Below are 24890 nucleotides of genomic sequence, written 5' to 3'. Positions count from 1 at the left end.
GCCGTCGCCGGCGCGACGGACAGCCGATCTTCGTGGTGCAGCTGCACCACGCCAGCCACCGCCATTACGACTTCCGCCTGCAGGTGGGCAATACCCTGCGCAGCTGGGCGGTGCCCAAGGGGCCGAGCCTGGATCCGGCGGTGAAGCGGCTGGCGGCCGAGGTGGAGGACCACCCGCTGGACTACGCACGGTTCGAGGGCGACATCCCCGAGGGCCAGTATGGTGCCGGCCACGTCGCGATCTTCGACCATGGCGTCTGGAGCACCGACGGCGATGCGGAAGATCAGCTCGCCAAGGGCCACCTGCGATTCCAGCTGCATGGCGACAAGCTCAAGGGCGGCTGGCACCTGGTGCGTTCGGGCCAGCGGAAGCGGCAGCCGGAGTGGCTGCTGTTCAAGGCGCGCGATGCCTACGCGGCGAAGCAGGAAGCCGACGACCTGCTGGACGAGGCGACGACCGCGCCGGCTGGTACTGCAGGCCCGCGAAAGCGTCGGGATGGCGGTGCGGCGAGCACGCGGCGCCTGCTGGCCGTTGCGGCCAAGCTGCCCGGCGCGCGCCGCACCCGCCGCGCGCCGACCTTCCATGCGCCGCAGCTGGCCACCCTGGTGGAGGCGGTTCCAGCCGGCGAGGGCTGGCTGCACGAGGCGAAATGGGACGGCTACCGGCTGATCGCGCAGTTGGGCCGCGACAAGGTGCGGCTGTGGTCGCGCAACGAGCTCGAATGGACGCAGCGGCTGCCGGCGATCGTACAGGCGCTGCAGGATCTGGGCGTCGAGGCAGTGCTGGACGGCGAACTGGTGGCCGGCGCGGGGCGCCAGCAGGATTTCGGTTTGCTACAGGCTACCTTGTCCGGCGAGCGTACCGCGGCACTGTCCTATGTGCTGTTCGACATCCTGCAGCTGGGCGATGTCGACGTCTCCGGCTGCCGCCAGGATGCGCGCAAGTCACTGCTCGCCGCGCTCCTGGAGTCGGTACCGCAACCGCTGGTGTACAGCTCGCACGTGACCGAAGACGGCTCCGGCGCGCTGGCCTTGGCGCTGGAGCGCGGGCTGGAGGGCATCATTTCAAAGCGCGCCGCCGCGCCATATCGCGGCGGCCGCGGCGATGACTGGCGCAAGATCAAACAGCGCCGGTCCGACGAATTCGCGGTGGTCGGCTTCACCGCCCCGAAAGGCAGTCGCAGCGGCCTGGGCGCGCTGCTGCTGGCCATGCCGGAAGGCCGGCGGGGCTGGCGCTACGCTGGGCGAGTCGGCAGTGGCTTCAACCAGCAGATGCTGGAGGAACTGGTGCGGCGCCTGATGCCGCTCGCCCGCGACACGCCCAGCGTACCCATCGGCGCCGAGGTCACCGGGCTCGGCAAGGTGCAGTGGGTGAAGCCGGCTATGGTGGTGGAGGTGTTCCATCATGGCACCGGCAATCTCGGCCTGCTGCGGCAGGCGTCGTTCAAGACGATCCGGGCCGACAAGAGCGTGGCCGCGCTGCGCGCGATGGCGCCGGATCCCGTTCGGGAGAAACCCATGTCAGGCACAAGGGAGAAACCGCGGACCACGGCCACGACGAAGGAGGTGGTGCTGACCAGCCCCAACCGCGTGGTGTATCCGGACGCCGGCATCCGCAAGCAGGACGTGTTCGCCTACTACCGCACCATGCTGCCCTGGCTGCTGCCAGAGATCGCCGGCCGGCCCTTGTCGGTGGTGCGCTGCCCGCAGGGCGCGGAACGGCCGTGCTTCTTCCAGAAGCATCTGCCAACCGGCATGGAGCAAGTCGGTTCGGTGCCAATCGAGGAAGAGGGCGGGGCCAGCGCGGACTACATCGTGGTACGCGACGAGGCCGCCCTGCTCGAACTGGTGCAGTTCAATGCCCTGGAGTTCCATCCCTGGGGCGCGTTGGCCGAGGCACCGGACAAGGCCGACCGCATCGTGTTCGATCTCGATCCGGACACTGGCGTGGCCTGGCCGCGGGTGATCGCCGCGGCGCGCTGGGTGCGCGAACGGCTGCGCGAGCTCGGGCTGGAATCTTTCGTGCGCACTTCCGGCGGCAAGGGCCTGCATGTCGTGGTGCCCCTGCGTCCGGCCAGTGACTGGCTGCAGGTAAAGGATTTCGCGCGCGCCTTCGCCGAATCGATGGCCGCCTCTGACCCGCTGGCATACGTGGCCACGGCGAGCAAGCGTCAGCGTAAGGGACGCATCTTCGTCGATTACCTGCGCAACGGACGTGGCGCCACCAGTGTGGCGTCGTTCTCGCTGCGCGCACGGGCAGGTGCACCGGTGGCTATGCCGCTGCGTTGGGAGGAACTGTCCAAGACCCGCCGCGGGGCCGCGCACGACATCGTCTCGGCGCCGCGGCGCATGGCGCGGATGAAGCAGCATCCGTGGGGCGACTACGATCGGATCCGTCAGAACCTGGACAAAGTCGTCTCGCTGCTGGCGGAGCGAACAACAGGAAAGGACAAAGGATGAATAGGCGCCCTGCAAGGTGCGGACTCGGCGCGCCGAGGCCCCAGCCGTCCGAGCCCGCGCCCGAACCTATGCCCAGTCCCACCGATCCGCAGGAGCCGCGCGATCCGCGTGAGCCCAATGTGGAAGATCCGCAGCCGCATCAGCCTTGGCCGGACGAGCGGCGCCGTCCGCCGCGTAGGCGCGGTTCTTAAGCGGCATCACGCCGAAAACGGGCGTAACAGCATCGGCTTGGCGCAGTCGCGGCCAGCGATGGCCGTGCGCTGGGAGGGCGGCGGGATGCCCGCCGGCCACAGGGCCAACGGGCCGCCCACGCGTGCTTTACCTGCTGCCGCGGACCGTCAGCCGGTTGTCCACGCGGTTGACGCCCTTGATCCCTCGGGCGACGGCGACGGCCTTGTCCGCTTCGGCTTGCGTGTCGACATCGCCGCTCAGCGACACGACGCCGTTAACGGTCTCCACCTTGATCTCCAGGCCGGAGATGTCCTTCGTAGCCAGAAGATCTGCCTTGACCTTGGTGGTGATCCAAGTATCGCTGCCCGGCTGCACGGATTCCTGTTCATGCATGCCGCGGCTCTGGCCGCTGGCGTGGACTGTGGTGATGGCACCCGCGCAGGCGGTCGCGACCATGCTCATGAGCAGGAGATGCTTCATCTTGCTGGTGTTCATGTCGATTCTCCACGAGGAGCGGAAGTGCTCCACAGACATCGTGCCTGTCGAGGAATTAAGACCTTGCAGCAAGTTGGTGATGAAGACGTGCACGGCATCCCGATTGCCGATGCGAAGCAATAAACGAGCGGTGGAGCATGCGACGCCGCGCCGCCGATGTTCCGGCGAGTCGTTCGCTGCAAGGCGTGAAGAGCCAATAGCTGGCAAAGGAAGTCGCCGTGATCGGTTCCGCCTTTTTACGAGGCGAGGACGCGATGTAGGCAACGTCTTAACTTCACCCACGTTAATCAGGTGAGGCCGGGGCGGGAATAACCGTAAGGAGGAGTCTTGCTGTGAAAGATGTTCAACTCTATCTGGTGGGACCGGGGCAAGAGCGACGCCCAGTCACGCGTATCGCCACGGAGCTGGCCGACATCAAGACCATGGGCATTCCCATCCGAAGCGGACCTGCTGCGGCCAACACTTTGATCGAGGTCAGTACTTTGGCTGACGACGCAGGCAATTTGGCCACACAGGTCGATTACGAAGGCTTCCGCTACAAATTCAAGGGTTCGGAGATCCCTTGGTCGTTGGTCGTTGGCTGACGGGTACGGATATAGCCCTGCGGGCGGGATAGCGCCCGCAGGATCCGTCCGCGACGGATCGCGTTTCATATCTCGCGGCCCATGCGTAGTGGGCCGCTTTCCATCCGGAGAACGGGCATGGCGGAAGCGATGGGCGCATACGCCTTTCTTACGCGATCGTTGAGGGCAACGGGGCTAGGGCGCAACGCCGTTTCCCGCGGAGAAGTCGCGATCACCCGCGCTGCCTTGCGTGAAAAAATACACCAGGCCCGTCAACGGTCATGAATGCGTGCAATGACGAGGCGGACCGTACTGCCGATGACGCACGCCTGTCCTTCTTCTGCAGGATGTTCGACGCAAGCGGCGTATCGCAACGGGTCGCCGCCCAGTCGCTTGTCGCCTGCCGGCCTGCGGAGGATGCGCTGGCTTGGGTGGATCTGTGCGATCCCAAGCCTGAGGAAGTGGACGCAGTGTGGGCGGCTTGGGAACTGCCTGCCGCCGCACGACAGTTCTTGGAACATGGCACCGTGCCGGAAGTCGGGCAGAGCGAATCCTGCTTCTGGGTGCGCGCCGTCGTCGCCGGTGGCAGTGGCGACAAGGACAAACTCCGTGGCATCGTCTTGGTCTGCGTGGCCAGCACCGACCGCGTGGTGACCTTCCGCCGCGAGCGCATCGATTTTCTGGAACAGATGCGCGTGCAGCAGCCCGGGAAGGTGGGTGTCTTACGCGCCGAGAGTTTCGTGGTGACCCTGCTCGACCGCCTGCTGGCCAGCTACTTCAAGGCCATCGACGAACACGAGCTGGCCATCGAACGGCTGGAGGTGAGCATCCTGGGCAAAGGCGCGTGCGATGCGCTCAACGAACTGCAGCGCCTGCGCCGCTGGGCCTCGCGTCTGCGGCGGATGCTGGCACCGCACCGCATCGTGTTCAGCGCCATGTCGCGCCCGGATTTCCGGCCTGATGAGGGCCGCGTGGCCGACCGCCATTTCATCGCTTTGAACATGCGCTTTGAGCGTGCCTTGGACATGGTCGAGAATGCACGCGAACAGGTGCTGGGAAGCTTTGAACTGTTCAGCAACCAGACCGCGCTGCGGACCAACCAAGCCATGCGCATGCTGACCTTCGTCACCGTGATCACGGGCTTGATGGCGACCATCGTGGGCGCGCTGGGCATGAACTTCGGCACCCGGCTGTTCAAAAGCGACGACGCCGGATTTTATGCGGTTATCGCCGGCCTGGTGGCGTTGGGAGCCGGCGCCTTTCTTCTGGGCCGGCGCCGGCGTTGGTTCTAGCGTCGCGCGGTAGGCGGCGCGGTGCAATGCGAAGCACCGCCTGGGCGTCTTGCTGTGTCAGTCCGGGGTCTTGGCGGGAACGAAGGGCGACACAGGGTCGCTCGCGGGGAAGGTTTCTTCCAGCGCCTCGTCGTGGTTCTCGCTTTCGTGCTGCTTGCGCTCGCGGCGCTCCTGCTGCGTTTCCCGGGCGTCGCGGTCCTCGGTCGGGGCGGGGGGATCTTTCCGGTCTCTGCTCATGGCGTGATCCTCGCTGGGAGTGAAAATTGTCCGCAGCGCCAGCGATGTGCGGCGTGAAGTCCGGTCATGGCGCCGCTCACGCTCACGCGCACGCGCATGCGAAGGCCATTCAGTATCGTGACTGACGCGGCAAGGGTCTGCCGTTTCTTCTCTACGCGGTCTTGCCGATGCGGTGGCCAAGTTCATCCCGTATGGCAGGAGAGTGGACATGAACCCGGAACGATCCTCATTCATCCAGCGCAATGGGCTGTCGCTGGTGCTGCTCGCACTGTTCGTCGTTTCGCTGGCAGGACAGACCTGGGCCGGGCTGCGCGCCTGCAACGAGGAACTGGCTGACAAGGGCGCACAGGCGCTGTCGCTGGGCCGGTACCTGGCGAGCGGGCATTTCGTCTCGGCCACGTTCGAGAACTGGGAGAGCGAATTCCTGCAGATGGGCATGTACGTGCTGTTGACCGTGGCCTTGCGCCAGCGCGGCTCGGCCGAGTCGCGGCCGCTGGACCCGTCCAGGGAGGAGCAGGAGATCGAACCCGGCCCCACGCCGTGGCCGGTGCGCAGGGGCGGGGTTTGGAAGACGCTGTATGCGAACTCGCTGTCGCTGACCTACCTGCTGCTGTTCCTGCTCACCTTCGCCGGGCATTCCTATGGCAGCTGGAAGCACCAGAACGAGCAGCGTCTGCTGGAAGGCAGGCCGGGCGTGGCCTGGAGCGAACACCTGGGCAGCGCGCAGTTCTGGTTCGAGTCCATGCAGAACTGGCAGAGCGAGTTCCTCGCGGTGCTGTCCATCGTGGTTCTGAGCATCTACCTGCGGCAGAAGAACTCGCCCGAATCCAAGCCGGTGGAAGCACCGCACTCGCAGACGGGCGCGTGAGCGCAGCAGGGATCAACTTCCCGTGAGCGGACGGCGACGACGGGTCACATCCGTTTTACCGCCGGCCACTATGTTGGAAAGCCCTGCCAGCGAGATGCCCCCATGGCCAGCAAGAAAGGCGCTCCTTCCCCTCCGCCGCATGCCAAGGTCGCGGTGCGTTCGGACAGCGGTCCGGCCGACAGTCATTCGCAGAAACCGCTGCGTCCCGAGGACGAGGTGCCCGGCCTCATCGACGCCCTGGCGGCCCAGCGCGGCCACAACGCCGACAAGCCCGCCGAGCACGGCGCCGCAGCGGTACTGCCGCCGGAGGGCGAGCACTACCTGGCTGCATCGCCGCGCGTGGGCGCCAGCACGGTGAGCGAGGGCAACGGCGGCGCCAAGGTCGGCGCGCCCGCCGCGGAGGGGCAGGATTCCAATGCCGGCCCGCTGCTGCGGGTGCGCAACGATGGCTCCGGCCAGCGCATGACCACCAACCAGGCGGTGGCGGTCTCGGATAACCAGAACAGCCTCAAGGCGGGACTGCGCGGGCCGGCGCTGCTTAAGGACTTCATCCTGCGCGAGAAAATCACCCACTTCGACCATGAGCGTATTCCCGAGCGCGTGGTGCACGCGCGCGGTTCCGGCGCGCACGGCTACTTCGAAGCCTACGAGGACCTGTCGGCGCTGACCCGCGCCGCACCGTTCCAGGAGGCGGGCAAGATCACCCCGGTGTTCGTGCGCTTCTCTACGGTGGCCGGCGAGCGCGGCTCCAAGGACACCGCGCGCGACGTGCGCGGCTTCGCGGTGAAGTTCTATACCGACGAGGGCAACTGGGATCTGGTGGGCAACAACATGCCGGTGTTCTTTATCCAGGACGCGATCAAGTTCCCGGACCTGGTGCACGCGGTCAAACCCGAGCCGCACCATGCCATGCCACAGGCGGCCTCGGCCCATGACACCTTCTGGGACTTCGTGTCGCTGATGCCCGAGTCCACACACATGCTGATGTGGCACATGTCCGACCGCGCCATCCCCCGCAGCTACCGCATGATGCAGGGCTTTGGCGTGCACACCTTCCGCCTGGTGAACGCGCGCGGCGATGCGGTTTTCTGCAAATTCCACTGGACGCCCAAGCTGGGCACGTATTCGCTGGTATGGGACGAGGCGGTGAAGATCTCCGGCGCCGACCCGGACTACCACCGGCGCGACCTGTGGGAAGCGATCGAGGCCGGCGACTATCCCGAGTACGAGCTGGGCATCCAGGTGTTCAGCGAAGACGAGGCGGAGGGCTTCAGTTTTGACGTGCTCGATGCGACCAAGATCGTGCCCGAGGAACTGGTGCCGATACAACCGATAGGGCGCATGGTGCTCAACCGCAACCCGGACAACTTCTTCGCCGAGACCGAGCAGGTGGCGTTCTGCACGGCGCATGTCATTCCCGGCATCGACTTCAGCAACGATCCACTGCTGGCCGGCCGCATCCATTCCTACGTCGATACGCAGATCAGCCGGCTGGGCGGGCCAAACTTCCACGAGCTGCCGATCAACGCGCCGGTCGCGCCAGCGCACAACAACCAGCGCGACGGCATGCACCGCCAGGCCATCCACCGCGGCCGGGTGTCCTATGAACCCAATTCGCTGGCCGGCGGCTGCCCGTTTCAGGCCGGCGCGGCCGGCTTCGTCTCCTTCGCCGAACCGGCGCAGGGCGACGAGGTGCGCGCCAAGCCGGAGAAGTTCGCCGAGCACTACGCGCAGGCCACGCTGTTCTACGACAGCCAGAGCCCGGCCGAGCGCCGCCACATCGCCGACGCGTTCCGCTTCGAGCTGAGCAAGGTGACGGTGCCGGCGGTGCGCCAGCGCGTGGTGTCGATGCTGCGCAACGCCTCCGAGGAACTGGCCGTGGAGGTCGCGCGCGGGCTGGGCATGCCGCTGCCGCCGAAGATGCCGCGTGCGTCCACTGCCGAGGTCACGCCGGAAGTCTCCTTGTCGCCGGCGCTGTCGCTGCTGGCGCGGCCGGGCGAAAGCGGCATCCGCACGCGGAAGATCGCCGTGCTGGTGGCCGATGGCAGCCGCGCGGTGGACGTGACGGTGCTGCACCAGGGCCTGACCGGGCAGGGCGCGATGGTGCGCCTGCTCGGCCCGCACGTCGGCCGGCTGCAGGACGCCGACGGCGGGCCGCTCGACGCCGATGCCTCGCTCGAGAACGAGCCGGGGGTGCTGTTCGACGCGCTGGCCGTCGTCGGCGGCACGGAGGGCGCCGCGGCGCTGGCCGGCGATGCGCGGGCGCTGGAACACATCCGCGACGGCTACCGCCACGGCAAGCCGCTGCTGTTCGTCGGCGAGGGACGCCAGGTGTGGGACGCGGCCGGCGTGGCGCCGCTGGACAACGATCCGCTGCTGCTGTTCGCCGAGCCCGACGCGGGCGACACCTTGGAACGTTTCGCCGCCGCCATCGCGCGGCACCGCTACCCCGAACGCGAACCGGCAATGCTGGCGTCCTGATGGGCGGCCCCTGCCTGCCGCGCGCAAGGCGCGCAGGCAGGGGCCGGCAGGTGTCAGCGCCGGACCATGTCTTCGGACTGCTCGCGTTCCAGGAACTGCAGGACAGTGGGTTCCGGGTGCTCGCCGAGCCAGTCCGCCATCGCCCGTTCCTGCTCCAGGAGGGCGCCGCAGACCGCCACGGTTTCGGCGTCGCCGGCCTGTCGCGCGGCCAGGAGGAGCGCGAGCCGCGTGGCCTTCACCCCGCCAACCAGCAGGGTTTCGGCTTCCTTCTCCACTGCGTAGGCGTACTCCGGCCATCTGACGAGCCACGCCGGGTGGTCTTCTTCATGTCCTCCGTGCCGGTGACAGGCGCCGGCATCTGGCCGGCCCCGGCAGCGTGTTGCGCGGGCCATGAAGAGGAAGTCGCGCGCGCGGCGTGAGCGCCGTCGTCTCGCGGATTGACGGGATGCTTACCCGCGCGGACCTAGCGTCGATTTACATCCACTGTCTGGGATGGCGATGAATACCGCACATACCCGGCCCGTCTGGAACGACGTGACCGAGGCCACCGCCGACTGGTGGCAGGACGAACGCAAGGATGCGGAGGTGATCGTCGTCGGCGCCGGCGTGGCCGGGCTGAGCGTGGCGCTGGAACTGGCCCGCGCCGGAAAGCGGGTGGCGATCCTGGAACGCGACGGCATCGGCGCTGGCGAGACGCTGCGCAGCAGCGCGCATCTGGCGTCGGCACTGGACGATCGTTTCTCCGCGCTGGCGCGCTACCACGGCCAGGCCGGCGCGCGGCTGGCCGCGGCCAGTCACGCGGCGGCGATCGACTGGATCGCGGCGATCGTGGCGCGCTCGGGAACCGACTGCGGGTTCCGGCGCGTGCCGGGGTATCTGTTCTCGTGCACGCAGGACGTGGACGACCTGCGCCGGGAATGCCATGCCGCCGAAGCGGCCGGCCTCCAGGTCGGCCTGCAGCGCGCCGGCGTGGAGGGCGTGCCGGCGCTGGGGCCGGTCCTGCGTTTCGACGACCAGGCGCGCGTGGACATCGGCCTGTACCTGCTGGCGCTGGCACGTCAGGTGCGCGCCGCCGGCGTGGGCTTCGTGCGTGGCGACGTGACCGCCATCGAGGGTGGCGGGCGGCCGCGGGTGGAGTGCCGCGACGGCCGCGTGCTGCATGCCGTGGCGGTGGTGGCCGCGACCAACGTGCCCGTGTACGAGACCGGCGCCACCTGGCTGAAGCAGGCCGCTTACCGCACCTATGTCGTGGCCGGCCGCGCGCCGGCGTACAGCATCCCCGACGCGCTGTACTGGGACGACGGCGATCCCTACCACTACGTGCGCCTGCGCATGCCCGCGGGCATAGACGAGGGCGAGGTGGAAGTGATCGTCGGTGGCGGCGACCACAAGACCGGGCAGGGCGACGACCCGGAAGTTTATGCGCGGCTGCAGCGCTGGGCCGATGCGCGCTTCCCCTCGATCACGCGCTATACGCATGCTTGGTCGGGGCAGATCCTGGAGCCGGACGACGGCCTGGCGTTCATCGGCGCCGACCCGGACAACGCCAATGTCTATCTGGTGAGCGGCGATTCCGGGAACGGCCTCACCCACGGCACGCTTGCCGCACTGCTGCTCGCCGACCTGGTGCAGGGCCGCGACAACCCCTGGCAGGCCCTGTACGCGCCCGGCCGCCACCGCTACCTGAGCGCCGGCAACTGGCTGCGCGAGAACGCCAACGCCGCCCTGCAGTACCGCGACTGGCTGGTCTCGGTAGCGCCGGAGGCGCTGGCCGGGCTGGCGCGCGGCAGCGGCTGCGTGGTTCGTTGCGGCGTGCACCAGGTGGCGGTGTACCGCTCGGGCGACGGTATGCTGCACGCCCACAACGCACGCTGCACCCACATGGGTTGCGTGGTGCACTGGAGCGGCGAGGAGAAATCCTGGGATTGCCCCTGCCACGGCTCGCGCTTCAAGGCGACCAGCGGCGCCATCCTCAACGGGCCGGCGAGCGAACCGCTGGCGCCGTTCGCGCTGCCGCAGCAGGAGGTCGAGCGCGATGCCGGTACGACCGGATGAGTGCCGCGGCCTGGGCCTATGCCGGCTACCTGCGGTGGCTGCTGGCCGGCTGCGCGGATTTCGCTTGCCACCGGCGCAGCGACCTGCCGCATACCTCCGGGCTTCCCGAATCGCTGCTGCACGTGCTGCAGATGGCGCCGATGGGCGCGCTGGTAGTGGCGTAGCTGCTGTGGCGTCCGGGACTGTCGCCGTTGTCGCAGGGCTTCCTTCTGGTCGGCATGGGCTGCCTGCCGCTGATCCTGGGCTATACCGCATGGTCGTACTACATGTTCCGCTGCAAGCTCGAACTGGGCCTGGGCTACCACTGAAGCCCGCCGCGCCGCGCCCCAAACGTCGATACGTCATTGAAAGAGGAGTACACGATGAGCAGAACAGCGCCCCGCGTATATGTGGACCAGACCGAAATCGATCATCTCAAGCGGCTGCAGCAGGAGCTCGACGCCGAACTGATGGTAGAGCTGAACCTGCGCGATGGCACGACCTTGGTGGGCACCCTGGCGGACCGCCCCACAATCCAGCAGTTTCGCGGCCCCGATGGCAGCGAAGGCACCAATGGTCAGATACGGATCGACCTGGGCCGCGGCGACATCCGCGACCTCTGGCTCGACGAGGTCGCGCACTACACGCGGATGGGATCGAGCTAGTTCAGTCCTTTCTGCGCGGGAACGGAGGACGTTCGTAGTCCTCCGGGTGCGCCGTGTGCCTAGCCTCGGGCATGTCCGGGCGTTTCCACTGCGCCTTGTCGTTGCGCAGCTTGTCCGGTGTGTGGGCCTTGTCCTGGTCGCTGGCCTTGCCGGGGTTGAGCGGCAGCTTGTCGTTCATGGCGTGCTCCCGGCGTCCTGCGCCGGCGTGTCGGCGGCGGCCAGCGCGCGCGCCTGATCCAGGTGCTGCGCCACCCGGGTACGGGTCTGCTGCAGGTGGGCCTGCACGTCCGGACGGGTAGCGGCCGGGATGAGGGTCTGATCCAGCGCGGACAGCGCATCGGTATGCCCGGCGACCATGGCCTGCACGTAGGCGCGTTGGTAGGCCTGGCCGTTCTGGGTGGCCAGCTGCTGCATCACGTCCTGGCCCTTCTTCATCTGCGCCCGGGCGTTGGCGCTGTCGGGGTCGGGGTGCAGGGCGTCGGTCTGCTGCCTGTTCTTGCCGTGTTCGTCGATCATCCGGCGCGCGTAGTCGGCGACCGGACCGGTGACGTTCTTTTCCAGGGCCTGCCGGCCCATGGCGATCTCGTGGTCGTTGACGGCGTTCAGCACGGCCAGCGCGTCGCCATCGGCGTCGTGGGACGCCGCTCCGCCGGCGCGGGGCTCCGGGCCCGGCGGGCCGTCGTGCGGCGCGGCGGCGGCATCGGACGCGGTGGCCTCGGTGCCGCGTGAGGGCATGTTGTCGTTGCGGCAGGCGGACAGGGAGACGATGCAGATCAGCAGAAGCAGCTTTGCCAGGTCGAGGGTCTTCATGGAAGGACTCCGTGGTGGATGGCGCGCCGGTGCCGGCGGGCTCCGGCGCAGGTCCATGCTTGCCGCGCCCGCGTTCGGTAGGCGTGGACCGAGGTGACAAGAAGATCAGCGTGGCCATGGCGGCCGCGCGGAACAATCTGCATCGCGGCTGCAGATTTTTCATGGACGCATGGCGCTGGCGACGCGCTGCGGGGCAGGGCGGGCTGGCACGGGAGTTGCGTCACCCCGTCATTTCCGGAGGCATCAACAACGGGAGCAGCGACATGACCGGCAGCAGGTTGGCGCAAAGGGTGCAGGACGGGCGGTGGCTGCATTGGACCTTCGGTTGCGGCCACGTCCGCCTGCGCGTGGGCCATGTCGACGTGCTGGACATCCTGGCGATGGCGCCGGGATGGCGCGTGGAGACCGCCATTACTGACCTCGAGGGCAACCGCGCGCGCGAGGTCGTGCCCACGCTGCACGCCGCCCTGTGCTGGTCCTTGCGGTGGACGCGGGCGCGCTGGCCGTACCTGCTGGCCTTGTCGCGCACCTGCGAGGAATACCTGCGACAACGCGGCGCAGGCCGACGGCCGTAGCCGTAGGCTTTCAGGCCGGATCGGCATCCGCGGCCGGCGATGCCTACGCATGCCGCAGATGCTGCTGGCAATGGGTGCAGCCAGAGGCGTGCGAAGCGGCGATCCTCTGCAGCAGGCGGACCCGCAGCTTGGCCCAGCGCGCCCCCCAGCGCATGCCCGCATTGGGCGAGCGCACCGCCACCGAGGGTTGCCGGTACAACGGGTCCTGCAGGTGCACCTGCACGATCCAGCCATGGCGCTGGATGCGCACCTCGAGCACTTCCACGTCGCCCAGAAACAAGCGCTTGCTGTCTTCGGCCTCCCTCCAGTCGAACGTCGCTGGAAGGCGACAGGGCACGGCGCGGCTCATGTCCCGCTCCTTGGCCAATGCAGGACCGCGTGGGCGCCGGCGTGGAATGGCGATGCCGGCCATCGCCGCGACGCCGGCATTGCGGCGAGCAGTTCGTCCGCGCGTTGGTAGAAATCCAGGTCACAGGCTGAGGCGTCGGCCGTCGCGATCGCGACCGCAGCCCTCCGTCGCAGCGGGCCGCGCGGGGAAACGAGCAGGGCCTGGAGGTGTTCGCGCGCCAGATCCAGCCATTCCTGCATCGCCTGAGCGGCCCGGGCGTCGAAGGCGTCCTCGCCCTGCGCGCGCAACAGGGTCTGGTGCTGCCCGGCAACCTCTGCCTGCGCCTGCACGGCGAGGAACGGCTGCCAGCTTCCTCTGCGCGCCAGGGCATCCAGCCAGCGCTGTGCAGCGGCGCGCAGTTCGGCGCTGGCGGCGTGCCCGGCGACTGCGTTGGCAAGCGCGGTTGCGCCCGCCATCTCGCGGCCAAGCTGCGCCAGCAGCACCTCGTCGGCCATGCGCGCCGGGTCGTCGCGGCGGCGCGCGGCGAGGAAGGCGGCCAGGCCGCAGGCGCCGGCCACCGCCGCCAGCATGGACCACCGCGTTCTGCTCATTGCGCTCATCTCTGGCTCCTGTGGGTGCCGGCGCTCAGGCCGGCCGGCCGCCGCCGGGAAGCTCGCCATCGTCGTCCCCGCGCGGGAACGGACCGCGCATGCCGCTCGCCGCCACGGTGATCTTGTTACGGATGTCCTTCACCCCGCTGCAGGAATCGGCGATGTCCTCGGCGAGATGGCGCATCCAGCGCGAGGCGACGCTGCCGCTCAGGGTGGCGACGCCGTCGACGACTCGCACGCTGATGTCGCTGGCGTCGAGCATGTCGTTGTCGGTGAGGCGCTCGTTCAGATCCTCGGTGATGCGCTCGTCCGAGCGCGCGTAGTCGCGCGGACCGTGGCGGCGGTAGGAGCCGGGACGCGCTTGCGGCCGCTGCTCACCAGCGCGGCCCTCGGCCCACGGCGCCTGCTGCCATTTGCGTCCGGTCCGGGAATGTGGCGGGGAGGGAGCGTGTTCGGGGTCTCCGGCGCCGTACAGCGTGTTCCCCTGCCAGCCCGGCTGGAGACGCTCCCGGCCGGGCGCATGCGCGCCAAAGCTGCGCAGAGCGCGCTGCTCTTCGTCCCGGTAGCCATGGCGGTTCCAACGGCCTTCGCCAGCCTGGCCGCCGGCGTAATCGGCTTCGCTGGCGCCGAACAGCGCGCTGTCGCCGCGCGCCATGCCGCGCCAGAAGTCGCCCGCGTCGCGATCCTGCGCCGGCGCGCGTGGCCAGTCTGCGCTGTATTCGTCCTCCCGCGCATCGGCGCTCTGCGCGTCGCTCCATCCGCGCGGCAGCGCCCGGGCATCGCGGTAGCGGCACTCGTCGTTGCCGCGGCCGAAGCCGCCGACCGGGTAAGGCCGCACGTCGTCCTCGCCGTGTTCCCTGCCGGAGGAGCGGCGGCCCTGGTCGTACTCCGGCCAGTGGTTTCGATTCATCGTGTTCTCCTGCATGCCGATGGAGTGGTGCCCTCCGTCTTCCACGGGAAGAACGGATACCGGGGCGATCGCAAAACCCATGCCAGCGCGCAACGCAGGAATGGCAACGCCGTGGCAGGTGGCCGCGTGGCGGCGACATGCAGCTTGTGCACGGAGATGAAGATTCTGCAGGGTGTGGCCAACGCGGCTTCGTTCACCGTGCCGGCAGCGTCAGCGCCCCGGTCCGTGCTGCTGCAGCGCGACCGCCAGCGCGCAGCGTTCGAAGGCCTGTTCGACCCTGTCCAGCGTATCCAGCGTCTCGGCCGACGCCTCCGCTTCGAGCTGGCGCCGCAGCAGCGACAGGCCGACCCCGACCACGTTCAGGTCGTTGCGCAGACGGTGCAGGGTCCGCTCATCCATGGAGCCGGGTCCGCGCCAGGTGATTGTGGACGGTGCGCACGCTCACCCCGAGGCTGCGCGCGGTGGCGGTCTTGTCGCCGCCGTGGAAGGCCAGGGTGCGCTTGAGCATTTCTTCCTCGATGTCCTGCAGCGGCGTGCCGATGCGGAACTGCACTACGTCGCCGCCGTCGGGCGCGCGCCGCGCCAGCGCCAGCGGGTTGATGTCCACCATCGGCCCGCTGGCGTTGAGGTAGGCGCGCTCGGTGGCGGCCATCAGTTCGCGCACGTTGCCCGGCCAGGCATGGCGCAGGAGCCGCGTGATGCCGGCCGGGTCCAGCCGCTTCGGCGGGCCGCCGTACTTGTCGTTCAACAGCGCCACGAAACGGCTGGCCAGCAGGCGGATGTCGTCGCCGCGCGCGCGCAGCGGCGGAAGCTCGATGAGGTAATGGCCGAGGCGGTAGAACAGGTCGTCGCGCAACATGCCTTCGTCGGGCAGGCGGTTGGTGGCCGCCACGACGCGCACGTCTACCGGAATCTCGCCGGTGCCGCCGACCCGCACCACGGTGCCGGTTTCCAGCACGCGCAGCAGGTAGACCTGCAGCGCAGCGGGCATTTCGCCGATCTCGTCTAGGAACAGCGTTCCGCCGTCGGCCTGCTCGAGGAAGCCGGCATGGCGGTTGGCGGCACCGGTGAAGGCGCCGCGCTCGTGGCCGAAGAGCTGGCTGGCCATCAGCTCGGCGGGCACGGCGCCGCAGTTCATGCAGATCAGCTTGCCCGAGCGCCCGCTGTGCGCATGCACGGCACGCGCCACCAGTTCCTTGCCGGTGCCGGTCTCGCCCAGGACCAGGACGTTCATGTCGGTGGGCGCCACGCGCAGGATGTCGTGCTTGACCCGGCGCATCGGCGCGCTTTCGCCCACCAGGTCCAAGCCGGCGTCGTCCTTCCCGTGCCGGCGGCACTGCAGGTCTTCCTGCACCCGGCGGAACAACTGCTCCAGTGCGATGGTACCGACCGGCTTGCCGATGAATTCGGTGGCGGGGCTGGCCACCGCGCGGCGGATCTGCTCGGTGTCGCTGGTGCCGGACACGAACACGATCTGACCATGGCGATCGGCGGGGATGCGGCCGAGGATGTCCAGGCCGGTGCCATCGGGCAGCGCCATATCCAGGATGGTCAGGTCGACCTCGTTGCTGGATAGCCAGAATGAGGCTTCGGATACGGTGTGAAACTGGTGCGTGAGAAAGCCCGCGCTCCGGGCGACCCTCGTCAGGAATACGGAAAAATCGGGATCGTCATCGACGATGGCCAAGGTCGGGGCAGTCACTCGCGTTTCCTCGGTTGCACGACAATGACGCTAGGCGCCTACGCGTTACCCCTTCGTCAGTTGCTTGTGCTTTCCCTTGATCGTCACAACACATCGCAGCAATGGGCGTCATGCTGAATCAGGATCAAGGGAACTGCAGATAAAGCGTTCGCTGCGCGCATGCAGGCGCGGGCAAGCGGTTGCGTCGCCACCTCTGTTCCTTCCGGAATGGTGCGCACCATGGCGGGCGGGTGCGCAGCGATACGTTAATGTGGCCGTTACATCCGCTCACATGCCGCAAACATCTGCCTTCGGATATTCACCAATTCGACCAGAATGTGAACGAACATGAACGCCACCCTTTCCGGGCGCAGGATTCTTGTCGTTGAGGATGAATACATGCTTGCCGAATGCCTGCACGAACTGTTGCGGGGCGACGGCGCCGAGGTGATTGGCCCAGCCAGCTGCGTGGAAGACGCCAACGCGCTGCTGGACCGCCATCCGCCGCCAGATGCGGCGGTGCTGGACATCAATCTTGGCCGGCAGAACGTGTATCCGGTAGCGGACCGACTGAGCGGGCAAGGCGTGCCCTTTCTGTTCACGACTGGATATGACCACGGTCTGATACCCGAGCGCTATTCGGGCTGCCTACAGTGCGTCAAGCCGTTCGGGGCGGAGGATGTCAGGACGCTGCTTCTGGAGCTGCTGGATGTCGATGCCATTTGATACGAACGACCAAGACTGGGAAGCAGGCGGGCGTATCGCAGCCCCCGCTCACCTGGCCGGATGGGTCTGGCATGTGGCCAGTGATGCGATCAGTTGGGCCGATTCGGGCTTCGACATCGGTGGTTACCGGCCGAGCGTGATTGCCCCGGACATGCATAGCTTCCTGTCGCAAGTTCACGAACATGACAGGGAGCAGTTGCATGCGCTGCTTTCGCTCGCGGGCGAGGAACATGGCGACTCGACCTGCCACATCCGATACTGGCTGCCCGATGGGCAGCAACGCAACCTGTTGCTGAAGACGTTGTTTCACCTGCGCGACGCCAGCGATCCTGGGAAGGTGGCCGGCACTCTGCACGACGTCACCGGCAATGTCGACATTGAGAGAGCGCTGCATGAAAGCATGGCCCGCTTTGCCCAGTTCGGCGATGCCGCCTCTGATGTGCTGTGGATCCGCAACGCAGGAACCCTGCGCCTGGAGTACCTGAGCCAAGCCTTCGATCGCCTCTATGGACGCGAAAGGGGGCGGATGCTTGCCCACCCATCGCTGGAGAGCTGGACGAATATGATCCTGCGCGAGGACCGGCACCGGGTCCACGACGCGCTGGAGCGGGTCAGGGCGGGCGAACGCGTCGTGGTCGAATACCGGATACGTCGCGGTGATGGAGCGATCCGCTGGATGCGTAATACCAAATTCCCACTGCTCGACTGCGCAGGAAGGGTGGTACGCATCGGCGGCATCGGCCATGACGCGACCGAAGAGAAGGAGGCTTCGGAACGCGCCAAGGTGCTCATGGCAGAGTTGCAGCACCGCACGCGCAACTTGATGGCCGTCGTGCGCGCCGTAGCCGAACGCACGCTCGACGAATGCGCGACGCTGGCCGAATTCCGTGATAGCTACCGAAACCGCATCACCGCGATCGCGCGGGTCCACACGTTGCTTTCCAGCCTAGACGATGGTGGCGTGGTTACCTTCGACCAGCTCCTACTTGAGGAGCTGCAGGCACATGGCGCTGACCGCACCCAAGTGCAGCTGGATGGCCCGAGCGGCATCGGCCTGGAATCGACCACACTGCAGACGCTGGCTCTGGCCCTGCATGAATTGATGACCAACGCCACCAAATACGGTGCGCTCTCAGCCGGTTCCGGTCGTCTGGCGGTGCGCTGGCGCCGCTATCGCAGCGACAACGGCACACCAGTGCTGAAGGTGGAGTGGAGTGAGACATGCGGTGATATGGTGCCGCCGGAACCGGGGCGCAAGGGCGGTTACGGCCGCGAGTTGATCGAGCGCGCTTTGCCTTATCAGCTCAAAGCGCGTACGTCATATCAGCTGAACGCCCACGGCGTGGAATGCGTGATCGAGGTGCCGTTGCGGAGCTGCTGAATACCGGCGCCGTGGCGCGTCATGCGCGAATTTCTGAAAATGCTGGCGTCGATGGTGCGTGGCTTCAGATGATGCATCACGCACTGTGCGCGGCATGTGCTTCATCTGCGGAGTCGGTGGCTTCGCGCGCCATGAAGCGCATGGATCACAGCCGGAACTTTTTTCATCGGGTGCGCATTTGCTTCGCGCCTGCCACGGCGCCGCATCCACAGAATCCCTTGAAACGCCGCGCTCGCGAGGATTTCAGAGTTGGCATGGTGTGTGCTGATTTTCCTGGTACCCGTACACGGAGTCCAGGAAATGAAGGAAAAAACCACCAAGGCCGCCACCGCGACAAAGAAGGCCAGTAAGGGTGTCGGCAAGGTCGTCGGCAGGACGGCCGGTAAGGCCGTCAATAAGACGCCTGCCAGTACATCGTCCAGCGGCCAGGATGCGGTCCTGCTTCTCAAGAGCGACCACCGCCAGGTCGAACAGATGTTCGCGCAGTACGCCGCTACCGAGGATGCCGACGACAAGTCCGAACTGATCCGCGATATCGGCAACGCGCTGGTCATACACGCGATGCTGGAGGAGGAGATCTTCTACCCCGCGTGCCGCAAGGGCGGTATTGAGAACGAGGTGATGGATGAGGCACAGGTCGAGCACGACACGCTCGGCATGTTCATCCGGGAGCTGACCGACGACAGCCCCGACACGCCGTTCTACGACGCGAAAGTCAAGGTACTTGGGGAATACGTAAAGCTGCATGTCCGCGAAGAAGAGAAGCCGAGCAGCGGGATCTTCGCAAAGGCCGTTTCATCCGGCTTGGACATGGCAGAGCTGGGGGAGCGCCTGAAGGCCAGGAAGCAGGAACTCGAACTGCAGGCCGAAACCGAAGGCGTCATTCCCCCGACCTCCCGCTCGCTCGGCAAAAAGCGTTATTCCGATTATGGAGATATGAACATGGCACGATACAATCAGGAACGCGACGACCAAGGCCGGTTCGTGAGCGATGACGAACGCCGTTACTCCAGCCACGGACGCCAGGACGATGACGACCGTCGCTACAGCCGTTCCCGCGACGATGAGCGCTCCTCGCGCGGACGCACCTACGATGAAGACGACCGCGGCCGCTACAGTCGTTCGCGCGATGATGACGACCGCTCGTCGCGTCAGTCACACGGTGGCTGGTTTGGCGATCCGGAGGGTCATTCGCGCGCTTCCGAACGCGGTTGGGAAGGCCGCCGGAACGACGATGACGACCGCAGTGGTCGCTACAGCCGTTCGCGCTACGAGGATGATCGTGGTGGCTCCAGTCGCTCGCGCTACGACGATGATCGGGGCGGTTCCTCGCGCGGCGGCCACGGGGGCTGGTTCGGTGATCCGGAAGGTCATGCGCGCGCCGCCGAACGCGGCTGGGAAGGCCGCCGCGATGACGATGACGACCGCAGCCGCTATAGCCGTTCGCGCTATGACGACGACCGCGGCGGCTATGGACGCTCACGCAATGACGACGACAACTATTCCCGGCATGGCAGCCATGGCGGCTGGTTCGGTGATGCGGAAGGGCATTCCCGCGCAGCCGAACGTGGCTGGGAGAGCCGTAGAGACGAGGATGCTGGTCGCCGCTACAGCTCTCGCCGTTAAGAAAAAAAGCTAATCCGCCGTACAAAGGGTCGTATGACCCTTTGTACGGCATGAGAGCAACAGGACAGCTAAGCCGAGTGTGCTTATCTCGGCATATGTCGGCACCCCGCCATGTTTCATGCGTGCATGAATCGACGAAATCGAGGGCAACATGCTGAAGAAGTCGTTTGGAAAAGTGGCGGCTACGATCGCCTTGGCTGCAGGTTCTTTTGAGGCATTTGCGCTTGCTGTCGCCGTTGTGATCGTATGGGCAATGGCGGGGCCGATGTTTGGCTTCAATGACACTTGGTTGTTGGTAATCAATACCGGGGCGACTATCGTCACTTTCTTGATGGTCTTCGTGATCCAGCATACCCAAAACGCCGACACGGCCGCACTTCATATCAAGTTGGATGAGCTCATCCGTGCCTCAGCCACCGCAAACAATGAGCTTCTTAATCTTGAGGAGATGGATCTTGAGCATCTTGAGAAAGTTCGGAGTCGATATGCGGAGCTTGCACGAAGAGCAAGTCAACTCACGAAGAAATCTGATCTCCATATGCCCGCTCCTGATGAGTAGCAGCAAGTGCGTTAGATCCCGGTTTATAGCGGCAGGCCTAACGAAGGATTGACTGATTCTTGTAGGTCATTTGTTCCTGGTCCAGATGACGGCAGCAGGCGGCAGCATGGCCGGCGTGATTGCGAACAGCTGTCAGATCAATTGGCAATCGAGGGAGCGACTATCGGGCACTGAGTAGCGATTTCGGTGGCTATGTCCCGTACGATGCTTATTTGGGCGCACAGCTAAGAACTAAAGCATTAGCTATGTTGGAGTTGCCTTCCAATACCTATATGGACATCGTCTCGGTTGAACTGCTTTTTCGATCAAGGATTGGAAGCGGCCCCAGTCAGTGATGTGGTGGCGTGGTTGACATGCCGGCACGCCAAAGAAACGGAGTGATCGGCAACATTGATTCACGGCAACTCGCCGTAACCGACTGGAGACTGTCATGACCAATCAGCGCGATCAGAACCATAATCAGAATCCGCAACAGAAGCCGGGCCAGGATCCGAATCAGGCGGGCCAGCAGGACCAAGGGCAGCAGCAAAAGAAGGCACCGCACCAAGTGAATGATGAAGAGGAGTGAGCCGCGCCAAGCATGGTTCGGCTAAGCAAGCCCGGCTGGATGCCGGGCTTTTCTTTGGTCGAACAACGCCAGTCACTGCACTGGTGTGCCTGTCCAATTTCAGGCGCGCTGGCCGGTGATGAGCGCGGCGTTATCGGGGATGGAAAGGCACGTCCGATTCAATCCAGGCTCGGTTGCCGCCACTCCAACGGTATCAGTGCAGCACCATTCCGCCAGCGTTCTGTCACGGCTTTCTGGAACCAGGCTTCGTTGAGATCGGCATGCTCAGTCATGATGACCTGCATATGCGGCGCCAGCTCCTTAACCAAGTTGTCAATCAACTCGAAGATCCTGACTACGGCCAAGCGATCCTCATCCTGCGGCAACTCGCCAGACATTCCGGCATGGGCCTCTGCTGGGAAGTAGACCTGTGACGGTTGATCGAGAAACAGGAAGCGCGGAACCGGACGTTCTTTGCGGACAAACCACTCGTGAAGCGCAAGGTGTGCAATCAGATGGCACCCAAGCCAGTTCGCCCCACTTCCCATTGCGCTCATGGGGATCGGGCCGCTCTCTGCATCAGCGATCACCTCAAGTTTCCTGCGGTCCAAGCGAAACGGGACGCCGCTGTGCTCAAGCTCCAAGAAAGTGGCCCACCGCGTCATACGCTCGCTCAGGCGAGACAAGCAGGAGTCGACACGCTCCCGGACAGTTTCGTCGCTGAGCTCGGTCTCGAGCAGTTTTATCCGGTGGGCAAGATCTGCGACGTGTGCACGCAACTCTGAGGAATCCTGATGGGAAGGATATGAATCGACCGTCGCGCTGATGCGTCCAAGCACCATGGCGCGTCTCGTCGCGGAGTCGTGCAGTGCTGACAGGCGCTGGTCCGAGCGACGAACGGCCTCAAGCGCATCCCAGTTCTCCTGCAGGGCCACGCGAACCTGTTCCAGTTCGCGGGTCTTCTCGACGACCAAGGCTTCCAGCCCCGGTGTGCTGCGCCGTACCGCCGCGAGCTGCGCGGAAGCAGTTCGAAGCTCTTCTTCCAGTTCGGCGTAGAGGGGAAGGCGGTCGCTGGGTTGCTGGCAGAGCGGGCAGTGATTATCGTCCGACCGTTCCAGCAAACCGATGCTTTCTAGACGAGAGACCTGCTCGCTGGCTTCATGCGTGTAAGCGTTCTCCTCGTTGCGCAGCTCAATCATCGCCTTAAGCTCATCGTCCAAACGGTGCAAATCCCTGCGCAGCTCGGTGCGGCGATCATTCAAACGCGCCAGTTCAGCCTGATCGATCGCGGTCGAGGTGTCGTCAATCTGCTCGGTGAGCGGACGAGACATGATGGCTTGGAGCGTAGCCATGGCTTCGGAAGGTGAATCGGACACATGGTCTGCTGCGACGAGGCCGGCATCCCTAGCAACGGACACCAGGGAGACGATGCTATTGTCACTCGTCAAAGTCTCGATACGCGTCAGCGCCTGCTCTTGTACACGCAGCTCACGGCGCAGTTCCTTCAGTTGTGCCGATTTAGCGACGTGATCCTCTTCCACGGCGCCCAGAAAGTAAGGGAACGTGTCCTTGATCGCCTGAGCGAACCAAGTGTCGTTCTGCCCGTGGAAAAGGAACCCGGGTTGAGATATCTCCGTCTGAGGCTGAAAAACGTACGCCAGCGCGTGCCGTAAGGTGGCGGTTAGCGGGAGGCGCGTCTGATGCTCCGGTGGATCGTGGCGGTTCAGTGCGATGCCGGTCACTACGCCCAAGCGTTCTACCACCGTGTCGATGTTGGTGGTGACGTCCAGCCGCTCGAGCGAAGGGATGTCCAAGCTTGAGCCCGTGGCATAGTAGGCATCCGTCGTGCTCTGACGGTTCGCGTCCGGAGCGCGGCGCGCAACAAAGTGCTGCGCTTGGCCATCGGTGAGGCGCAGGCCGTACCAGACCACGTGGTCGCGAATGACGCCATGCGGCACCAGATAGGAGCCGCTGCCGAGGCAGTAGTCGACGATGGAAATAAGCGCCGACTTACCTGTCTTGGAATCACCCGTGATGATGTTGAGCCGACCGGGTTTCAGCGATAGCACGCGTGGATGCCGGCCTTCGCCATAGAGGACAATATCGAGAATTTGAATACTCAAGGCCGCACTCCCCAAAGTGCCATGATGGTTTGATAATCGCCTGAACCGGAAAACCACTTGCCGACGAATTGCGCCTTTTTCAGGCAGTCGCTGACTTCAGGCGACCTCACCGTATTGGCGAACTGAGTGATGGTGCTCATTTTTGCGCGGGCGCAAAGCCGAGATCCCTCGATTGCGATTAGGCCGCCGCGGCAGGCAACGGCGATGGAGTCCTTTGTCGATGAAACCAACGATGACGCACGTACCGGAAAGCCCACCTGGGTGTATGCGTTGACGCTGATCCATGCGGGTAAGGAGGTTCTCGTTGTCCTGGGTAATGCCTCCCGGGTCAGCTTGTGCAGCACGATGGGAAGTACGAGAAATGCCAAGGGGTATGGAAGGCCGTGCCTTTCCTGAGAGGTGCGCTGATAGCCATCCGCGGAGCAGAGCACGAGAGCGCCAAGAAAGGCGGGATTGAAAAGCCGTGCTTGCTCCGATGGCTGCTCGCGCCAAGGGGAGGCAGTCATGCAACTGGCCTCGATGCCAACAGCGCCTCAAGGCGTTCACGAAATTGCGGGTGCCAACCCACGGCGCGCTTGTCCGCCAGCATATGCAGGGAGCCTCGCGAGAGGCTTGGGTTGCCGACACGCGGCCGAATAGGGAAGCAGGAGGTCTCCACCCATTGATAGATGGCGCGCGCCACCTTTGTCAGTTCCGCCTCGGCGGCAGGTTGGCCCAACTCATCTATGGCACGGTCGAAGACGAGCATCCACTCCTCCTTGAGTGTTCGTTCGTACTTGTCGAGTTCGCCGACAAGTAAGAGGTTTTCTCGCATCCAGCGCGATCGATGCTCGAACGCGCGATAGTAGTCGCGAACAGCAGCCAATACGCGTCGAGGGCCAATGGCCGCGAGCTTGGCCTGGTAGACAAAGATTGCATCCTCGTAAGCAGATAGCGCGACTTCTGCCTCCAGGATGTCATCGTCGACGGGTAGTGCATCGATGAGGAACTGGTCACGGAGTTCGTCGATCTGGGATTCCAAGGCCATGCTCGAGATCGGCGTCATCGACTGTGCGATGAGGTGCTTTTGGCACTGCACTAACCACCAGCCCTCCAGGCGGGTGAGAAACGAAGAGGCGACATCACGCCTGACGGCAGTGCGCGCGTATTCACTTAGGCCTGTCTCTATCTCGCCGATGTTGTCGGCTTTGGGCGCAATGGTGATGGAGCTGACAAGGTCGAGCTTCTCCGTCGCATTGAGGCCGAGAAACAAGCCGTAGGCGGCAGAGTTCTCCGTGTTAGTAGAGGTCGTTGCAACCACACTGAGCGCGCTAGCGGCGCCGGCTTCATCGCGATCCTTCAGGCCGAGCTTGGCCGCGAGGGCATGCTCGGTGATCGGGCTGGTGGTGACCAGGCACAAGCGCGCATCCAGAGGAATCGTGCCGTCGGAGCGGCCGGTGATCCAGACGCGCAACGTCTTCCAGATATCCGGGCTCGCATCCGTCAGGTTGGCTGTGGATCGGATGTGGTGCTTGAGCTGGAACAACTCGACCGGGCTACCCGATGGCTCGAACGTAACGTCGTCTAGCGTTTCAAGGTAGAGGGAGAAGATCTGTCCCCGTGCAAGCCGGCGCAACGAGGCCAATAAGGCGAGGCGAATCTGATAGAGATAACCCAGCGCGGAATCCCCCGCGCCAAAGAGCGAGCCGCTTTGTCCCCCCGCAGTCATCCCTATCTCCTTCCCACCGATATGGCGGCGCCGTGACTGC

General features: G+C 65.5%; 26 protein-coding genes and 2 pseudogenes. 15 read left to right on the top strand and 13 right to left on the bottom strand.

The features are described from left to right. The coding region (ligD, locus tag QMX80_RS07575; protein ID WP_282276253.1) for a DNA ligase D at positions 1–2459 on the top strand (2459 nt) is incomplete at its 5' end. Between the two features lie 318 nt (positions 2460–2777). Here the strand turns inward: ligD and QMX80_RS07570 are convergent. Then, positions 2778–3011 (bottom strand): annotated as a pseudogene (locus QMX80_RS07570) (BON domain-containing protein); the annotation flags it as partial. Positions 3012–3457: 446 nt separating this feature from the next. On the opposite strand from QMX80_RS07570, the gene QMX80_RS07565 reads away from it, so the two are divergent. Together QMX80_RS07565 and QMX80_RS07560 are read left to right on the top strand one after the other, a co-directional pair. Further along, entirely contained in the window at positions 3458–3709 is a 252-nt protein-coding gene (locus QMX80_RS07565) for a hypothetical protein (protein WP_273083463.1), read from the top strand. 260 nt (positions 3710–3969) lie between these two features. Next, entirely contained in the window at positions 3970–4980 is a 1011-nt protein-coding gene (locus QMX80_RS07560; protein WP_282276251.1) for a CorA family divalent cation transporter, read from the top strand. A 57-nt stretch (positions 4981–5037) separates the two neighbouring features. Here the strand turns inward: QMX80_RS07560 and QMX80_RS07555 are convergent, their stop codons facing one another. Then, positions 5038–5217, bottom strand: coding sequence for a hypothetical protein (locus tag QMX80_RS07555; RefSeq protein ID WP_273083459.1), 180 nt, complete (start codon positions 5215–5217; stop codon positions 5038–5040). A 208-nt stretch (positions 5218–5425) separates the two neighbouring features. Between QMX80_RS07555 and QMX80_RS07550 the strand changes: the two genes are divergently transcribed. After that, on the top strand, positions 5426–6085 hold the full coding sequence (locus QMX80_RS07550; RefSeq protein WP_273083458.1) for a DUF6766 family protein: 660 nt from the start codon (positions 5426–5428) through the stop codon (positions 6083–6085). Positions 6086–6187: 102 nt separating this feature from the next. Then, complete coding sequence (locus tag QMX80_RS07545) at positions 6188–8566, top strand: catalase (RefSeq protein WP_282276250.1); 2379 nt, start codon at positions 6188–6190, stop codon at positions 8564–8566. A gap of 53 nt (positions 8567–8619) precedes the next feature. On the opposite strand, the gene QMX80_RS07540 is transcribed toward QMX80_RS07545, so the two are convergent. Continuing rightward, complete coding sequence (locus tag QMX80_RS07540) at positions 8620–8841, bottom strand: DUF892 family protein (RefSeq protein WP_273083455.1); 222 nt, start codon at positions 8839–8841, stop codon at positions 8620–8622. Between the two features lie 223 nt (positions 8842–9064). Here QMX80_RS07540 and QMX80_RS07535 point away from each other — a divergent pair, with 223 nt between their 5' ends. The 4 genes and pseudogenes from QMX80_RS07535 (at position 9065) to QMX80_RS07520 (ending at position 11265) form a co-directional block, all read left to right on the top strand. Continuing rightward, complete coding sequence (locus QMX80_RS07535; RefSeq protein ID WP_273083453.1) at positions 9065–10621, top strand: FAD-dependent oxidoreductase; 1557 nt, start codon at positions 9065–9067, stop codon at positions 10619–10621. Beyond that, positions 10618–10785 carry a hypothetical protein gene (locus QMX80_RS07530; protein ID WP_273083451.1) on the top strand — a complete coding sequence of 56 codons (168 nt, stop codon included), beginning with the start codon at positions 10618–10620 and terminating at the stop codon, positions 10783–10785. The genes QMX80_RS07535 and QMX80_RS07530 overlap by 4 nt, the downstream gene beginning before the upstream one ends. Before the next feature lie 24 nt (positions 10786–10809). Beyond that, positions 10810–10929 (top strand): annotated as a pseudogene (locus QMX80_RS07525) (ubiquinol oxidase subunit II); the annotation flags it as partial. Positions 10930–10983: 54 nt separating this feature from the next. Next, complete coding sequence (locus QMX80_RS07520) at positions 10984–11265, top strand: DUF3247 family protein (protein ID WP_282276249.1); 282 nt, start codon at positions 10984–10986, stop codon at positions 11263–11265. A gap of 1 nt (position 11266) precedes the next feature. Here QMX80_RS07520 and QMX80_RS07515 read toward each other — a convergent pair whose 3' ends face one another. Next, entirely contained in the window at positions 11267–11443 is a 177-nt protein-coding gene (locus tag QMX80_RS07515; protein ID WP_273083449.1) for a hypothetical protein, read from the bottom strand. After that, the gene (locus QMX80_RS07510) at positions 11440–12075 is read right to left on the bottom strand and encodes a DUF4142 domain-containing protein (RefSeq protein WP_282276248.1); all 636 of its coding nucleotides are present in this window, start codon (positions 12073–12075) and stop codon (positions 11440–11442) included. The genes QMX80_RS07515 and QMX80_RS07510 overlap by 4 nt, the downstream gene beginning before the upstream one ends. Before the next feature lie 83 nt (positions 12076–12158). On the opposite strand from QMX80_RS07510, the gene QMX80_RS07505 reads away from it, so the two are divergent. Beyond that, a complete protein-coding gene (locus QMX80_RS07505) occupies positions 12159–12650 on the top strand; it encodes a hypothetical protein (protein WP_282276246.1) in 492 nt (163 codons plus the stop codon). 43 nt (positions 12651–12693) lie between these two features. On the opposite strand, the gene QMX80_RS07500 is transcribed toward QMX80_RS07505, so the two are convergent. The 5 genes from QMX80_RS07500 to QMX80_RS07480 all read right to left on the bottom strand — a co-directional run bounded on the left by QMX80_RS07500 (position 12694) and on the right by QMX80_RS07480 (position 16201). Beyond that, positions 12694–12999 carry a hypothetical protein gene (locus QMX80_RS07500; protein ID WP_282276245.1) on the bottom strand — a complete coding sequence of 102 codons (306 nt, stop codon included), beginning with the start codon at positions 12997–12999 and terminating at the stop codon, positions 12694–12696. Continuing rightward, complete coding sequence (locus QMX80_RS07495; RefSeq protein ID WP_282276244.1) at positions 12996–13568, bottom strand: hypothetical protein; 573 nt, start codon at positions 13566–13568, stop codon at positions 12996–12998. Before QMX80_RS07495 ends, QMX80_RS07500 begins: the two co-directional genes overlap by 4 nt. Positions 13569–13623: 55 nt before the next feature. Continuing rightward, complete coding sequence (locus QMX80_RS07490; RefSeq protein WP_282276243.1) at positions 13624–14514, bottom strand: BON domain-containing protein; 891 nt, start codon at positions 14512–14514, stop codon at positions 13624–13626. 195 nt (positions 14515–14709) lie between these two features. Continuing rightward, complete coding sequence (locus QMX80_RS07485; protein ID WP_282276241.1) at positions 14710–14898, bottom strand: hypothetical protein; 189 nt, start codon at positions 14896–14898, stop codon at positions 14710–14712. Beyond that, on the bottom strand, positions 14891–16201 hold the full coding sequence (locus QMX80_RS07480) for a sigma-54 dependent transcriptional regulator (RefSeq protein WP_282276240.1): 1311 nt from the start codon (positions 16199–16201) through the stop codon (positions 14891–14893). The genes QMX80_RS07485 and QMX80_RS07480 overlap by 8 nt, the downstream gene beginning before the upstream one ends. Before the next feature lie 327 nt (positions 16202–16528). Between QMX80_RS07480 and QMX80_RS07475 the strand changes: the two genes are divergently transcribed. From QMX80_RS07475 to QMX80_RS07455, 5 genes are all read left to right on the top strand, one after another. After that, on the top strand, positions 16529–16906 hold the full coding sequence (locus QMX80_RS07475; protein WP_273083434.1) for a response regulator: 378 nt from the start codon (positions 16529–16531) through the stop codon (positions 16904–16906). After that, positions 16890–18287 carry a PAS domain-containing protein gene (locus QMX80_RS07470; RefSeq protein WP_282276237.1) on the top strand — a complete coding sequence of 466 codons (1398 nt, stop codon included), beginning with the start codon at positions 16890–16892 and terminating at the stop codon, positions 18285–18287. Before QMX80_RS07475 ends, QMX80_RS07470 begins: the two co-directional genes overlap by 17 nt. Positions 18288–18587: 300 nt before the next feature. Beyond that, positions 18588–19913, top strand: a complete 1326-nt coding sequence (locus QMX80_RS07465; protein ID WP_282276235.1) for a hemerythrin domain-containing protein — start codon at positions 18588–18590, stop codon at positions 19911–19913. Positions 19914–20064: 151 nt separating this feature from the next. After that, positions 20065–20472: a low affinity iron permease family protein gene (locus QMX80_RS07460; protein WP_273083429.1), complete on the top strand. Its 408-nt coding sequence runs from the start codon at positions 20065–20067 to the stop codon at positions 20470–20472. A 430-nt stretch (positions 20473–20902) separates the two neighbouring features. After that, entirely contained in the window at positions 20903–21040 is a 138-nt protein-coding gene (locus QMX80_RS07455) for a hypothetical protein (RefSeq protein ID WP_282276232.1), read from the top strand. A 158-nt stretch (positions 21041–21198) separates the two neighbouring features. Here QMX80_RS07455 and QMX80_RS07450 read toward each other — a convergent pair whose 3' ends face one another. Genes QMX80_RS07450 through QMX80_RS07440 form a run of 3 tightly spaced genes read right to left on the bottom strand, consistent with a single transcriptional unit; the run spans position 21199 to position 24850 of the window. Further along, positions 21199–23142, bottom strand: a complete 1944-nt coding sequence (locus QMX80_RS07450) for a DUF3732 domain-containing protein (protein ID WP_282276230.1) — start codon at positions 23140–23142, stop codon at positions 21199–21201. Further along, on the bottom strand, positions 23139–23648 hold the full coding sequence (locus QMX80_RS07445; RefSeq protein ID WP_282276228.1) for a three component ABC system middle component: 510 nt from the start codon (positions 23646–23648) through the stop codon (positions 23139–23141). The genes QMX80_RS07450 and QMX80_RS07445 overlap by 4 nt, the downstream gene beginning before the upstream one ends. Continuing rightward, complete coding sequence (locus tag QMX80_RS07440; RefSeq protein ID WP_282276224.1) at positions 23645–24850, bottom strand: ABC-three component system protein; 1206 nt, start codon at positions 24848–24850, stop codon at positions 23645–23647. The genes QMX80_RS07445 and QMX80_RS07440 overlap by 4 nt, the downstream gene beginning before the upstream one ends. Positions 24851–24890 lie beyond the last annotated feature (40 nt).

Source organism: Stenotrophomonas sp. PS02297, from assembly GCF_029959705.1.
GTDB classification, from domain to species: Bacteria; Pseudomonadota; Gammaproteobacteria; order Xanthomonadales; family Xanthomonadaceae; genus Stenotrophomonas; species Stenotrophomonas nitritireducens.
The sequence above is the reverse complement of the archived record's forward strand: the minus strand, read 5'-3'. Positions and strand labels throughout refer to the sequence as shown.